Source organism: Nostoc sp. WHI (assembly GCF_015714725.1).
Classification (GTDB): Bacteria; Cyanobacteriota; Cyanobacteriia; order Cyanobacteriales; family Nostocaceae; genus Nostoc.
This window is the reverse complement of record NZ_WBKM01000276.1, coordinates 1-12,528: the sequence shown is the minus strand read 5'-3', so window position 1 is coordinate 12,528 and position 12,528 is coordinate 1. Positions and strand designations below refer to the sequence as shown.

The 12,528-nt window shown below is 39.3% G+C and carries 17 protein-coding genes; 10 read left to right on the top strand and 7 right to left on the bottom strand.

Annotation, left to right across the window (positions count from 1 at the left end):
* Positions 1-289 precede the first annotated feature (289 nt).
* The 6 genes from F8S12_RS27650 (at position 290) to F8S12_RS27625 (ending at position 5,146) form a co-directional block, all read left to right on the top strand.
* The gene (locus tag F8S12_RS27650; protein ID WP_099103731.1) at positions 290-544 is read left to right on the top strand and encodes a TIGR02450 family Trp-rich protein; all 255 of its coding nucleotides are present in this window, start codon (positions 290-292) and stop codon (positions 542-544) included.
* A gap of 579 nt (positions 545-1,123) precedes the next feature.
* On the top strand, positions 1,124-1,990 hold the full coding sequence (gene bchL / locus F8S12_RS27645) for a ferredoxin:protochlorophyllide reductase (ATP-dependent) iron-sulfur ATP-binding protein (RefSeq protein WP_331001453.1): 867 nt from the start codon (positions 1,124-1,126) through the stop codon (positions 1,988-1,990).
* A gap of 32 nt (positions 1,991-2,022) precedes the next feature.
* The gene (locus tag F8S12_RS27640) at positions 2,023-2,811 is read left to right on the top strand and encodes a DUF5331 domain-containing protein (protein WP_196519478.1); all 789 of its coding nucleotides are present in this window, start codon (positions 2,023-2,025) and stop codon (positions 2,809-2,811) included.
* Positions 2,812-2,942: 131 nt separating this feature from the next.
* Complete coding sequence (locus tag F8S12_RS27635) at positions 2,943-4,346, top strand: ferredoxin:protochlorophyllide reductase (ATP-dependent) subunit N (RefSeq protein ID WP_196519477.1); 1,404 nt, start codon at positions 2,943-2,945, stop codon at positions 4,344-4,346.
* A 154-nt stretch (positions 4,347-4,500) separates the two neighbouring features.
* Positions 4,501-4,764, top strand: a complete 264-nt coding sequence (locus F8S12_RS27630) for an AbrB/MazE/SpoVT family DNA-binding domain-containing protein (RefSeq protein WP_196519476.1) — start codon at positions 4,501-4,503, stop codon at positions 4,762-4,764.
* Positions 4,751-5,146 carry a type II toxin-antitoxin system VapC family toxin gene (locus F8S12_RS27625; protein ID WP_196519475.1) on the top strand — a complete coding sequence of 132 codons (396 nt, stop codon included), beginning with the start codon at positions 4,751-4,753 and terminating at the stop codon, positions 5,144-5,146. Before F8S12_RS27630 ends, F8S12_RS27625 begins: the two co-directional genes overlap by 14 nt.
* 160 nt (positions 5,147-5,306) lie before the next feature.
* On the opposite strand, the gene F8S12_RS27620 is transcribed toward F8S12_RS27625, so the two are convergent.
* Complete coding sequence (locus F8S12_RS27620) at positions 5,307-5,834, bottom strand: helix-turn-helix transcriptional regulator (protein ID WP_331001452.1); 528 nt, start codon at positions 5,832-5,834, stop codon at positions 5,307-5,309.
* Complete coding sequence (locus F8S12_RS42475) at positions 5,831-5,974, bottom strand: DUF6932 family protein (RefSeq protein ID WP_442946835.1); 144 nt, start codon at positions 5,972-5,974, stop codon at positions 5,831-5,833. The genes F8S12_RS27620 and F8S12_RS42475 overlap by 4 nt, the downstream gene beginning before the upstream one ends.
* Positions 5,975-6,020: 46 nt before the next feature.
* On the opposite strand from F8S12_RS42475, the gene F8S12_RS27615 reads away from it, so the two are divergent.
* Together F8S12_RS27615 and F8S12_RS27610 are read left to right on the top strand one after the other, a co-directional pair.
* Positions 6,021-6,245, top strand: coding sequence for a hypothetical protein (locus F8S12_RS27615; RefSeq protein WP_196519474.1), 225 nt, complete (start codon positions 6,021-6,023; stop codon positions 6,243-6,245).
* Complete coding sequence (locus tag F8S12_RS27610; protein WP_196519473.1) at positions 6,242-6,535, top strand: putative toxin-antitoxin system toxin component, PIN family; 294 nt, start codon at positions 6,242-6,244, stop codon at positions 6,533-6,535. Before F8S12_RS27615 ends, F8S12_RS27610 begins: the two co-directional genes overlap by 4 nt.
* A gap of 147 nt (positions 6,536-6,682) precedes the next feature.
* Here F8S12_RS27610 and F8S12_RS27605 read toward each other — a convergent pair whose 3' ends face one another.
* Positions 6,683-7,816: a hypothetical protein gene (locus tag F8S12_RS27605; RefSeq protein ID WP_196519472.1), complete on the bottom strand. Its 1,134-nt coding sequence runs from the start codon at positions 7,814-7,816 to the stop codon at positions 6,683-6,685.
* A gap of 248 nt (positions 7,817-8,064) precedes the next feature.
* Between F8S12_RS27605 and F8S12_RS27600 the strand changes: the two genes are divergently transcribed.
* Positions 8,065-8,247, top strand: a complete 183-nt coding sequence (locus F8S12_RS27600; protein ID WP_230968320.1) for a hypothetical protein — start codon at positions 8,065-8,067, stop codon at positions 8,245-8,247.
* 122 nt (positions 8,248-8,369) lie between these two features.
* On the opposite strand, the gene F8S12_RS27595 is transcribed toward F8S12_RS27600, so the two are convergent.
* The 3 genes from F8S12_RS27595 to F8S12_RS27585 form a co-directional block, all read right to left on the bottom strand.
* The gene (locus F8S12_RS27595; protein WP_196519471.1) at positions 8,370-8,702 is read right to left on the bottom strand and encodes a XisI protein; all 333 of its coding nucleotides are present in this window, start codon (positions 8,700-8,702) and stop codon (positions 8,370-8,372) included.
* Entirely contained in the window at positions 8,690-9,106 is a 417-nt protein-coding gene (locus F8S12_RS27590; RefSeq protein WP_196519470.1) for a XisH family protein, read from the bottom strand. The genes F8S12_RS27595 and F8S12_RS27590 overlap by 13 nt, the downstream gene beginning before the upstream one ends.
* Positions 9,107-9,241: 135 nt before the next feature.
* Positions 9,242-9,985 carry an amino acid ABC transporter ATP-binding protein gene (locus F8S12_RS27585; RefSeq protein ID WP_331001451.1) on the bottom strand — a complete coding sequence of 248 codons (744 nt, stop codon included), beginning with the start codon at positions 9,983-9,985 and terminating at the stop codon, positions 9,242-9,244.
* 270 nt (positions 9,986-10,255) lie between these two features.
* Between F8S12_RS27585 and F8S12_RS27580 the strand changes: the two genes are divergently transcribed.
* Positions 10,256-11,131, top strand: coding sequence for an Rpn family recombination-promoting nuclease/putative transposase (locus tag F8S12_RS27580; RefSeq protein ID WP_196519469.1), 876 nt, complete (start codon positions 10,256-10,258; stop codon positions 11,129-11,131).
* 85 nt (positions 11,132-11,216) lie between these two features.
* Here the strand turns inward: F8S12_RS27580 and F8S12_RS27575 are convergent, their stop codons facing one another.
* On the bottom strand, positions 11,217-12,365 hold the full coding sequence (locus F8S12_RS27575) for an amino acid ABC transporter permease (protein WP_196519468.1): 1,149 nt from the start codon (positions 12,363-12,365) through the stop codon (positions 11,217-11,219).
* Positions 12,366-12,528 lie beyond the last annotated feature (163 nt).

The following is a 12,528-nucleotide window of genomic DNA, read 5'->3' as shown; positions in this document are numbered from 1 at the left end:
ATAAGTGGACTTTACAGAATATCACTGAGATATATCTAAAATAAACTGATAGTGACATCTCTTCGAGAAGAATAAAGCGGATTGAAAACAAATCTTGCCAACATTGATTTGTGATACTGCCTGACAAAAGCAGCGCGTGTCCCTCAAGATTATGATCAACGAAAAAAATCATATCTGGGGTTCAAGTTTGGCTCTAAGTGTGGCTTTCTGTAAATGAGTCGTATGAAAGACGAGGATTTGGTCACACTTTAGCTGGGGACTGGGGAAGCAGAGGAGAGACAATTGACTAATGACTAAAAAACAAAAATTTCCTTACCTAGTTGGTTCTAAGTGGACGGCACAGCAGAAAGTAGACGGTTGGCGGCACTTTCAAGTAGTCAATCGTAAAAATCAGGCTAAGTGGGTTTACGCCGAAATGGTTGCTGCTTGTGATCCGAAAGTCCGTTTTTGGATAAATGCCAAATTATTACAAGATAATTCCCAGTGGCAAGCTGGCTGGCAAACATTACAGGAAATCCACGGACTTGAAACTGAGGTGTCCTGATTTACCTCCTTCCCAGATTATTAATCTTAGACAATATCTAAGAATTTAATAATTTTTTACAAAATCAGACTAACTTACTCTCAAGCAGCAATTAAAAGGTCTTGGCTAACGACTGAAAACTTGCAATTTATCTACGATGTCTACGACGGGATACGCCTACGCAAATTGCAGTAGTATTTCCAGCATCGGGCTGCACATAACTCTCTTTACCCTTAACTCTGCGCCCAATCCCCTGAAAACAGGTTGTATGACCATCAGCTAATTCTATGAAAATCATTCAAAAAGGCTAATTACAGTTTTTTGTATTTTGTAACTCTTTTTATAAAAATAAGTTACTAAAACTTTTTATTAATTGTTTTCAAAGCTATTAAAGCTTTTAAGCTTTATAAAAACCCAAATACACATAATTACTCTGTAATTCGTGATATTAGACCGTTTTACAGATTAAGAGGCACTTTCTTTTCTATGTAATTTGCCCAATAATGACATCAAGAGACATCACGCATCGCCATCTCAGGACAGGTGAAGGCAAATGTTTGAGCCACAAGTTTGACAAAAAGCTATAAGAGGCAAACAACAGTGAAACTAGCAGTCTACGGAAAAGGTGGTATCGGCAAATCCACAACTAGCTGTAACATATCAGTCGCCCTAGCTAAACGTGGCAAGAAAGTGCTGCAAATTGGCTGCGACCCCAAACATGACAGTACCTTTACCCTGACTGGGTTTTTGATTCCCACAATTATCGACACCCTCCAAGAAAAGGACTATCACTACGAAGATGTCTGGCCAGAAGATGTGATTTACAAAGGCTACGGCGGTGTTGATTGCGTAGAAGCCGGTGGCCCACCTGCGGGTGCTGGGTGCGGTGGTTACGTAGTCGGTGAAACCGTAAAATTACTTAAAGAACTCAACGCCTTTGATGAATACGATGTAATTCTTTTTGATGTTCTGGGTGACGTAGTTTGCGGTGGTTTTGCAGCACCACTCAACTATGCAGATTACTGCCTGATCATTACAGACAACGGCTTTGATGCTTTGTTTGCTGCTAACCGCATTGCTGCTTCAGTCCGCGAAAAAGCCCGAACTCACCCACTGCGTTTAGCTGGGTTAATTGGCAACCGCACCTCCAAGCGCGACTTAATTGAAAAATATCTAGAAGCAGTGCCCATGCCAGTTCTAGAGGTTTTACCTTTGATTGAAGATATCCGTGTTTCCCGTGTGAAGGGGAAAACTTTGTTTGAGATGGCAGAGCAAGATCCTTCCCTAGACTACGTTTGCGACTACTATCTCAACATCGCCGACCAAATTCTGGCACGTCCCGAAGGTGTTGTACCTAACGATACACCAGATCGTGAGTTGTTCTCTTTGTTATCCGATTTCTATCTAAATCCGGGTAAACCCCAGGTTGTTAATTCAGAAGAGGAACTAGACTTGATGATTGTATAAATCACCAAGTTCTCAGGATGGGGGACAATAATATGGCTTTCTTTCACAGCTTTACAGATTCATTAAAGCAAAAGTGGTTGCAATTTTTCCAGAACAATCGGGACTGGATTACTCTGCATATGCAAGTGGAATCAGTGTACACCCCTGATGGCGGGAAGCGACCACCTTCTTACCTCATCCTGGGAGTAGTTAACGCCCTAGAGCCAAAGCTAGCGCAGTTAATGTTGCCCTTTGCCAAACTTAATCCTGACGCCGATACGCTGATTGAGGTACTGGATTTGCATTTTGACCCAGATTTCGCTCTCGGTAATCGCTTCCTCGTCAACCCAGAAGCAGAAAAATACGAAGATGAAGCAGCAGTTGTCATTGACGAAAAGCCTGAAGATGAAACTTTGTCACATTCTCATACAAATGGCTTTGGGTCGGTGGCGGTAGTTGAAGAGTTCGCAATGGTGGATTCTGATGATCAAGTCCTGGGGATCAGCGATTTGGAGGAAACTGAAAATGGCTTTGGCGATATTTCTTTATCCAACGGACACGACTCAAAAGATGAGTCTCTCCAAATCTCTAGTCTAGAAGCGGATGAGTTTGGGGAAATTGCCTTCGATACAACAGTTGCAACGGAAGTAAAGCTGGATGACGACCAGGCGCTTGAAGATAGTCCACTAGATGAAAGTGCGTTTAAAGACGTGTTGTCAGATGTCTGGGGTGATGAAACAGCTTTGCAAAAGGCTGAAGAAAATAACGATTTTTTAGGGGAAGAACTGCCAGCAGGCGTTTTTGATGAATCAGAAATTGCCCGTCTCTTCCCCAACGCTTAATTACTAAGTTAGGAGTTAAGAGTGCTGAGTTAAAAGTGCTGAGTGCTGAGTTAAAAGTTATGAGTTTTTGTTACTTCCTAACTTCTAATTATTAACTCCTAACTTGAAAATCAAGGGGAGAATAAATTAATATGACTGTTGCTCAACAACCAGAAGCTTTAAACTTTGAGTGTGAAACTGGAAATTACCACACCTTTTGCCCAATTAGCTGCGTGGCGTGGTTATACCAAAAAATTGAAGATAGCTTCTTTTTGGTGATTGGGACAAAAACTTGTGGCTACTTCCTGCAAAACGCGATGGGAGTAATGATTTTTGCTGAACCCCGCTATGCAATGGCAGAGTTGGAAGAGGGCGATATTTCGGCACAACTGAATGATTATGAAGAGTTAAAGCGGTTGTGCTTGCAGATTAAACGCGATCGCAATCCGAGTGTAATTGTCTGGATTGGCACCTGCACCACTGAAATTATCAAAACAGATTTGGAAGGCTTGGCACCGAAGCTAGAATCCGAAATCGGTATTCCCATCGTTGTAGCGCGTGCAAATGGTCTAGATTACGCCTTCACCCAAGGAGAAGACACCGTATTAGCCGCAATGGCTAACCGTTGCCCTGATAAGGCTCCTGTGGCGGAAACAGAGAAAAATGAACGCAATGCGATCGCTAAATTGCTCAACTTCGGTAAAAAGAAAGAAGATGTTGCCCAAGATGAATCTGAGTACGTAAATCACACACCATTGGTTCTCTTTGGCTCCCTTCCCGACCCCGTGGTTACTCAATTAACCTTGGAATTGAAAAAGCAAGGCATCAAAGTTTCCGGTTGGCTACCCGCGAAGCGCTTCACAGAATTGCCAGTATTGGAAGAGGGGTATTATGTCGCTGGTGTCAACCCCTTCCTCAGCCGCACAGCTACTACCTTAATGCGCCGCCGCAAGTGTAAACTCATTGGCGCACCCTTCCCCATTGGCCCCGATGGCACCCGCGCTTGGATTGAGAAAATCTGCTCGGTGTTCGGTATTACTCCCAAGGGTTTGGATGAACGGGAAGCACAAATTTGGGCAGGTTTGGAAGATTATGTGAAATTGATTCGCGGTAAGTCTGTATTCTTCATGGGTGATAACTTGCTGGAAGTTTCCCAGGCAAGGTTCTTAATTCGTTGTGGGATGACGGTTCACGAAATCGGCATTCCCTACATGGATAAGCGCTATCAAGCTGCTGAGTTGGCACTGTTGGAGAAAACTTGCCAGGAAATGAATTCACCTCTGCCAAGGATTGTGGAGAAGCCGGATAATTACAATCAACTTCAACGGATTTATGCGTTGAAACCAGACTTAGTAATTACTGGTATGGCTCACGCTAACCCGTTGGAAGCACGCGGTATTAATACTAAGTGGTCTGTGGAGTTCACTTTTGCTCAAATTCACGGCTTTACGAATGCGCGTGACATGTTGGAGTTGGTGACTCGTCCGTTGCGTCGGAATAATAATTTGAAAGATTTGGGTTGGGATAAGTTGGTGAGAGAAGAAGCGAAGATTTAGATTTGAGTTTGGATTTAGCAACAGCATAATAGTATGTTACGGGCGAACTCGAAAGTTCGCCTTTTTTTACGAACCACAGAGGGAGAGGAGAAATTGGGATAATCAAAAATGCTAGAATTTTTATATTAGTTTTAGTTTTTTACTTCTTAAGTTAATGGAAATTATAAAATTGTCTCCTCAAGGACAAGTAATTATTCCCCAATCTTTGCGGGAAGCTCATCAATGGGGAGTAGGTCAAGAATTTATTATTATTGATATGGGTGATGGAATTCTTTTAAAGCCTAAGAAACCTTTTCCAGAAACTAAATTAGATGATGTAGCAGGCTGCTTAAAATATCAAGGAAAACCTAAAACTCTTGAGGATATGGATAATGCAATTCGCCAAGGTATAGAGGAATCGTGGCATGATTGCGGTTGATACAAATATAATTGTTAGATTTTTGACTCAAGATGATGAATTACAGTTCCAAAAGAGCAGAGAAATTTTCCAGACTCAAGATATTTTTATTACAGATACGGTAATCCTTGAGACTGAATGGGTGTTAAGGTTTGCATACAAGTTGAAACCAGATGAGATATGTACAACTTTGAAAAACCTTTTTGGTTTACCTAATATTTACCTGAGTAATCCTAGCTTAATTGTTCAAGTAATCCAATGGCATGAGAATGGCTTAGATTTTGCTGATGCTTTTCATCTAGCTCAAAGTCAGCACTGTTCTAAATTTTATACATTTGATGAAAAGTTTGTCAAAAAAGCCAAGGGGCTGACGCAGTGCGAAGTTAAAAAGCCTTTGATTTAGGTAGGAATCACCCATGATATTCAACAAATTTTTAAGGTGTAAATATTGAATAATTGGTGACTCGTCCCCTCATAATCTTTTTATATTTAATTCATAATTTAGAGATTCCAAAAAAGCTTTGATTTATTGGAACAATGGTAAGTTGCTCCGTCCCAAAAGATTAGTAATCTTTTGAAGCTTTAGTTTTAATATTCAGTTTTTCTTTGCGCCATTTGTCCACGCTTTTTTTAACTGCTTCTATTTCTGCAAAATCTACTTGCACAGTTGCCGTTTCAAATTCAACACCCAAAGCGGTGCTGACTTCAAGAATTTCTACAAAACTGGCACATTGATAATCTGTATCCTCATACTCTTTCACTCTTTGTTCATCAATTACTAATATATCAGCAAGTTCTTTCTGACTAATTTTGGCTGCTATCCGAGCTTTAATTAAAGCATTTGGCAGCTTATTTAAAGAATCAACTTTAATTTTTAAAGGGTTACTGGTATCGCAATTAATAAGTCTTTCGTATTCTGTGATTTCTGACTTTAACTCGTCAACTTGACTTTGATATGAGTCTCGATGAAGCTTCCATCGCTGTGGTTCTGCTTTCAAGTGTTCATTGCTATCCAATGACGCTATAGACTGTTCAAAGCGTTGCAACCAATCTAAGGAATGTTGATATTGTTGCTCGTTCTTGATCATCATGGTTTCCACCTTTGTAAATCTATAGCAATAATTCCTTTGCGTGTATTCGTCCTGGTATCAAATTGAAAAAAATCTATGTAGGCTGTACCAGAATCATTAGCTGGATAATTTGACGGAAAGATTTCACCCTTGTACTTAATTTTTATAAAGCTAACAAGTTTCTATTCCCTAACTCCAAAACTCACCATGACTCAAAAAAACTATCAACTCCCCCTAACCTTCGAGCAAATTCTTAATCTTGCCCTACAACTTCCCGCACAAGAACAAGAACAACTTATTCAAGAAATAAAGAAAACCTCTTCAAATAATAAAGATGAAGATTTACTTAGTGTTTTTGACAGAATCGGCAGAAATGCTCAAGCCAAAGGATTAACCGAAGAAACTTTAGAAGAATTACTCGCCGATGGATGAATCATAAACTAATTGTCATTGACACAAATGTGTTACTTAGTGCTGCTATAAGTCCTAATGGAACAGCCTGTAAAGCCCTAGATAAAGTCTATAAAGAATTCAAAATTGCTCAAAGCGATGAAACTTATCAAGAATTAAACACACGAATTTACAAACGTAAGTTCGATAAATATATCTCAGATCAAGACCGACAAGATTTTTTGGACATAGTTAAAAAATCCAGTCAATTTATAGAAATAAAATCTCAAATAAACACCTGTAGAGATCCAGATGACAACAAATTTTTATAACTTGCTAAAGATGCCAATGCAGAATTTTTAATCACAGGATTTCAAGACCTTTTATCACTCAAGACCCTAGCCGAATATCGAAACCAGATTATTACTCCTAGAGACTTTATTGACCTTAATTAATTCATCTTTAATCCTGTAATTATTTCAGATGGAAGGCTGTAAATCTAAAGGTTTGGATGGAATAATGTATATTAATTTTGCACCCTCTGGTTTAACTTCTGTAAATGGAGTTAATTTAAGCCAGTCATGAAAACTGATTCCTAATTGGGATATTGCTTGTACTTCTGTTTGGTAAGATTTAAAACGGCAATGGGTTTCTATTATAGATTCAACCGCTTCCATAACTTTAGGAAGACGTTTATCTGCTTCCTGTTTTAAATCCTTATGATCTGGGCCAAACCAACCTCCTTGAACTTCATCGCGAGTTAAAATTGCTGGCGGGAGTGAATCTACCCATTTATATCTAGAATATAACTCTTCTCCCATTTTAAATAAGTTCTCACGTTGCATCTCAAAAACTGCATTTTCATCTAATTTTGGGTCAATCCATTGGTAAATTCGTGTTAGCCTACGCAAATCTATCTGACCTTTGTAACAAGGTTGTAAGTATGCTGCTGGGTTAGAAGTGAGTAGAATGCCAATATATTTTTTAATACGTGAACGAAGAACTTTTGCTCCTTCTTGAAAGCGGCGAAGTGCTGTATTGTGTTCCTCTAATTCTAAATAGCAACGTGCTTCAGATAGGTAAGCTAAAGATAAAGTCAGCAGATATTCATCAGCAATTTGGCTTTTTTGCTCAATTTCGATATCGATGTATTCAGCATAAATATGCTCTGCTTCTAAAAAGCGGTTAATAGCTTGTAGTGCGCTGCTTTTACGATTTTCAGTATTAGCCATCGTAAAGGCATTATTTGCTAATTCGATTGCAGCACGAAAATTTGCATAGAAACTAACATCAATTTTACGGTTAATGTGATTTAATAGTTTTTGTGCTTGTTGTAGCCGTTGCTCTAATTCTTTTAAGCGTTGTGCTATCACAGCAAAGCCTATAACTGAGACACCAAGATTAAGTATACTGACTGCACTAGTTACTTGCAGACTTCGCCCAAGTTCCCCTAACTGATTTCCAGTAGGAGATCCCTGCTCCCGTAACCAGGTAACAATATGTTTGCTTCCTACTTCTCGGATTACACCTCCAACCCTTTCCAATGTTCCATCTGCAATTCCTTTAATGATCCAATCAGCAAGCATAAAGGTTGCTGTTACTGGTAAACTCATAATTTTCTCCAAGTTGATAAATACTCAGTAGCGCTATATCTGGCAAAAAGTCGCTTGGATTCTCCGCAGCAAATAACCTCGCTTTACTCAGTATTCCCAATTTGAGTTCTATTCTGTCTAATAGCGATCGCTCTTTTTAAAAAACCGCCCAGGCTAAGAAAGAAAAGCAAGCGATCGCTCAAATTCATCTCAGTCAGATAAAGTTACAATAGGCTGATAAAGATGCGAAAACTGTCGTACAAGTTATTATGCTAGTTGAACCACAATCTGAAGAAGACGAAACTACCTATCTTCTGAAATCAGAAACTAACAAAAAACATCTACTCAAAGCTTTAGAGAATGTAGAAAAAGGTAACTTAATTTTTGTTAATTTAGATGAATATGAAAAAATTGTCTTTGAACCACAAACTTATAAAATTGAGAAAGATTGATGCAGAGATATTTTTTATTTAAAGCGATCGCTCTTTTTAACCAGAAGATGCAGAGCGATCGCAGATACAATCATAAGTAAAAGGCAAGCTGGTAGAAAATGGCTGAAATTATCACCCTTCAATCAACTAATAGCAAAATCTGTATATTTACGCACAGAGGGTAACTGGAAACCTAAAATAATATCCTCTTTTGGGACACCTAATTCAACTAATTCATTAGCAATTCCTACCTCTGTTCCATCTTGCTGAATCCAAATTTTCTCGTCAATAATATCTAGATGGAGAACAGGCCCATATATGCGGTTTTGATCGCGCCAACCTACATAAACTAATTGATAATGATCGTGTTCTGGATCAAAAATTGTCTGGGCTTGAATGCGATTATCCCAAACAGTACTAGCGTGTTGTTGAAGCAAATTCTTAATATATTGTCGATATTCGTCTAGCTTTGCCATTGTGTAATCGTCTCTTGTTCAATATTATAAATTAATAAAAAGAGTTGATTAGTTTTAATTACAGATTGGATAAATGGAAGTATAAAAAAATTATTGTAAACAGTACTAGGAATGGCTAAATATAAAGTGCGATTGGCTTCTTGTTCTTGTAAAGCAATTCGGTAAATGATAAATTGTCCTAATGCAGCATAAAGTTCTGTGATTTTTGACGGACTCAAAAAGCTTTTAATTTCAACAGCTATTTTTTGTCCTTCTTTTTCGGCTGCAATAACTTTTTCTGCTCCTAAATCAATATACAATTCAAGGGTTCCTGCCTGGAGGGTATAAGGATCATGAGTGATTAACCACCCTTCTTTCTCAAGTGCTGTTTTGACAACTGTATGAAAAGCATCTTTCGCAGACACGGGTTCAATTCCAATTTAGAGCGGTGCTTGATTTAAATATTTCTATTTCAATAATATATTGACAACCTAGAGAAACAATAATTTGAATTGAAACGCAAAGGGGCGCAGAGGTAAGCGCAGAGTATCGCAAAGGTTTTAGAGAATTTGCGACAAAAATTTGCGTGTTCTTTCTTCTTTGGGGTTGTTAAAAAAGGTGTCGGGGGTGGATGATTCGACGAGGGAACCGCTATCCATTAAAATAACTCGATCGGCTACTTCACGAGCAAATCCAACTTCGTGAGTGACGACTACCATTGTCATCCCATCACGCGCAAGACTTCGCATTACATCCAAAACTTCTCGTACCATTTCTGGATCTAAGGCTGAGGTGGGTTCGTCAAACAGCATAATTTTAGGTTGCATGGCTAAAGCACGAGCGATCGCTACTCGTTGCTGTTGTCCACCAGATAACTGTCCTGGATATTTCTGTGCCTGTTCTAAAATTCCCACTCTTTCTAATAGTTGCATCGCCAATTCTTCAGCTTTTGGCTTTGGCGATCGCCGTACCCAAATTGGTGCTAAAGAAATATTTTGCAGCACTGTGAGATGAGGAAATAAATTAAATTGCTGAAATACCATTCCCACTTCTTGGCGAATTGTTTCAATATTTCGCAAGTCATGACTGAGGGTAATACCGTCGATTTCAATTCTTCCCTTTTGGTATTCTTCTAGAGCGTTGAATGTGCGGATAAAGGTGGATTTTCCTGAACCAGATGGCCCCATCAATACTACTACTTCTCCGCGATTTACTGTTAAGCTCACCCCCTGGAGAGCGTGGAATTTTCCATACCACTTGTGAACATCTTCAGCAATAATTATCGGTTTTTGTTCTGTTGTCACAGATTTGCACCTCCGAATTATTTAACCGAGTAAATTAGCGATGCCTAGCAATAAGCTAATAGGGTGACAATCAGAGATTTGCTGATTTTTTGTAGCAGCGATCGCCTATCAATAATAACCTTAATTAGTAAGATTTAACAGCGCGATCGCGTATTTAATATTTTGCCAGAACGATGCCACTACATCACAAAATCAGTTATTAATAAAATTTGTGGTGTAAGTCCTATGAAGATATATTATGAGGTTAAATAAATTTTTCGCCACGCCTGTATGCGCCGAGACTCAATTTTCTACAAACTATTTCAACAATCCCCAAGCCTATTATTTGAATTATTGGCAAATCCTCCAGCAAATGCTGATAATTATCGCTTTGATTCCGTAGCTGTCAAGGAACCCAAGTTTGAAATTGATGGTGTGTTTCTTCCACCTGATACCGCCGATGCAGGGATTGTATATTTCAGCGAAGTTCAATTTCAGAAAGATGAAATGCTCTACGAAAGGCTATTTGCCGAGTCGTTATTGTACTTCTATCGCAACCGTGTGAGATACAGTGATTGGCAAGCAGTGGTAATTTACCCATCCCGCCGTATTGAACAAAGTAATACTTATCCCTACCGTGCATTTCTTAATAGCGAACAAGTAGATCGCGTTTACTTAGACGAATTAGGAGATATTCGTCAATTACCTTTGGGTTTAGCACTGATGGTACTAACTACGATAGAAGAAGACCAAGCACCAGAAGAAGCTAGGTATTTGCTAACCAGAACAGGTCAAGAAGTACCCCAAGTATCAAGTCGCGCCATAATAGAATTGATAACGACCATAATGGTCTATAAATTTGAACAACTGAGTCGAGCGGAGGTAGAAGTCATGTTAGGGATAACTTTACAGCAAACGAGAGTTTATCGAGAAATTAAGGAAGAAGGACGACAAGAAGGACGACAAGAAGGACGACAAGAAGGACGACAGGAAGCAACGGTTAAGTTGATTGTTCGACAATTAACTAAGCGTCTTGGGCAAGAGTTGTCTGAGGAAATACAAACAACGATTTCTCCTTTACCCTTAGCAGTGCTTGAAAATCTAAGCGTTGCTCTGTTGGATTTTACCAGCTTGGCGGATTTACAAGCTTGGTTAGATGCACAATAAATCATACAACTGGCCGAACAAGGTAAAAGTTAAAAAATGAATAGGAGTCAGAAGTCAGAATTAAAAGAGAACTCTCTCTTAATTACTAACTTAACTGTCTTTCTAACCGCTTAGAAGCCAAGGACATCGAGTAACAAAATATCCAATAAATAAATCCAATAAATAGATAAACTTCTGCATAGCGACCAAGAAACTGTGGTTGTGCCAATATTGAACGGGCAATACCTGTTAGTTCTACTAATCCCACTAAAGATAAGAGTGAAGTGTCTTTAAATAAGCCAATAAATTGACCGACAAGGACAGGAATAACAGCACGTAAAGCTTGAGGTAGGACAATTAATAAAACCACTAAGGCTGTATTTAATCCTAATGCAATGGCTGCTTCAATTTGTCCGCGAGGAACTGATTGAAGTCCACCACGCACGTTTTCTGCCATGTAAGCAGCACTAAAGAGTATTAGTCCAGCAATTGCTCGCAATACCCGATCTAAACGTACATCTGCTGACAATAATAACGGCAGCATTACCTGAGCGAGGAACAAAATTCCAATCAGTGGTACTCCCCTAACAATTTCAATATACAGGATAGAAAACCAACGGACTACAGGCAAATCGCTTGTGCGTCCTAAAGCTAATAAAACCCCAATGGGAAAGGAAAGCACAATACTGACTGCTGCCATTAGTAGGGTAAGTAGTAAACCGTTCCACAAATTTGTAGAGACAGATTGCAATCCAAATCCACCGCCAATTAGCCAGAGAATAACGGGGAAAGACAATAACCATAATAGGGAAAGCCAAGGAGTTAGTACCTTAGTAAATTTTCCCCCAAGCCAAAAACCTGCAAATAGCAAAACTGCAATTAATAATAACCAAAGGCGGGATGTAAAGTCTATTGGTAAAATAACTAACAAAACGCCGATGATGAAAGTAAAAAAAGCAATTTTGCGCCTTGTTAACTGTTGTTTGCTAAAAAATACACCCCCAGTTATGGCGCCTAAAGTCAAAGCGATCGCAAACACAATCCAAGTTCGCCAATACAGGGCTTGAGGAAACCTCCCAACTAAAAATAAACGTAAATTAACCTGAATTACCGCCCATTGTGCTTGAGTTGTTGCCCAAGTTAGAATTCCTTGCACTACCCAAAACAGCAACACTAAACAGATAACAGTTAACAGGCTGTTGTACCAAGTACTAAATAGGTTTTTACGTAGCCAAGTTAATTTGTTATTGGGCATGGGGCGTGGGGCATTGGGCATAGGGCATTGATAAAAACTCATAATTCAACCTTAAAGGTGCAACTTCCGAGTTCAAAGGTGCAACTTCCGAGTTCAGAGGTGCAACTTCCGAGTTCAGAGGTGCAACTTCCGAGTTCAGAGGTGCAACTTCCGAGTTCAGAGG

Coding starts and splice junctions, on each gene's coding strand:
- F8S12_RS27650 (WP_099103731.1), top strand. CDS start 290: ATGACTAAAAAACAAAAATTTCCTTACCTAGTTGGTTCTAAGTGGACG.
- F8S12_RS27640 (WP_196519478.1), top strand. CDS start 2,023: ATGGCTTTCTTTCACAGCTTTACAGATTCATTAAAGCAAAAGTGGTTG.
- F8S12_RS27635 (WP_196519477.1), top strand. CDS start 2,943: ATGACTGTTGCTCAACAACCAGAAGCTTTAAACTTTGAGTGTGAAACT.
- F8S12_RS27630 (WP_196519476.1), top strand. CDS start 4,501: ATGGAAATTATAAAATTGTCTCCTCAAGGACAAGTAATTATTCCCCAA.
- F8S12_RS27625 (WP_196519475.1), top strand. CDS start 4,751: ATGATTGCGGTTGATACAAATATAATTGTTAGATTTTTGACTCAAGAT.
- F8S12_RS27620 (WP_331001452.1), bottom strand. CDS start 5,834: ATGATGATCAAGAACGAGCAACAATATCAACATTCCTTAGATTGGTTG.
- F8S12_RS27615 (WP_196519474.1), top strand. CDS start 6,021: ATGACTCAAAAAAACTATCAACTCCCCCTAACCTTCGAGCAAATTCTT.
- F8S12_RS27610 (WP_196519473.1), top strand. CDS start 6,242: ATGAATCATAAACTAATTGTCATTGACACAAATGTGTTACTTAGTGCT.
- F8S12_RS27605 (WP_196519472.1), bottom strand. CDS start 7,816: ATGAGTTTACCAGTAACAGCAACCTTTATGCTTGCTGATTGGATCATT.
- F8S12_RS27600 (WP_230968320.1), top strand. CDS start 8,065: ATGCTAGTTGAACCACAATCTGAAGAAGACGAAACTACCTATCTTCTG.
- F8S12_RS27595 (WP_196519471.1), bottom strand. CDS start 8,702: ATGGCAAAGCTAGACGAATATCGACAATATATTAAGAATTTGCTTCAA.
- F8S12_RS27580 (WP_196519469.1), top strand. CDS start 10,256: ATGCGCCGAGACTCAATTTTCTACAAACTATTTCAACAATCCCCAAGC.
- F8S12_RS27575 (WP_196519468.1), bottom strand. CDS start 12,365: ATGCCCAATAACAAATTAACTTGGCTACGTAAAAACCTATTTAGTACT.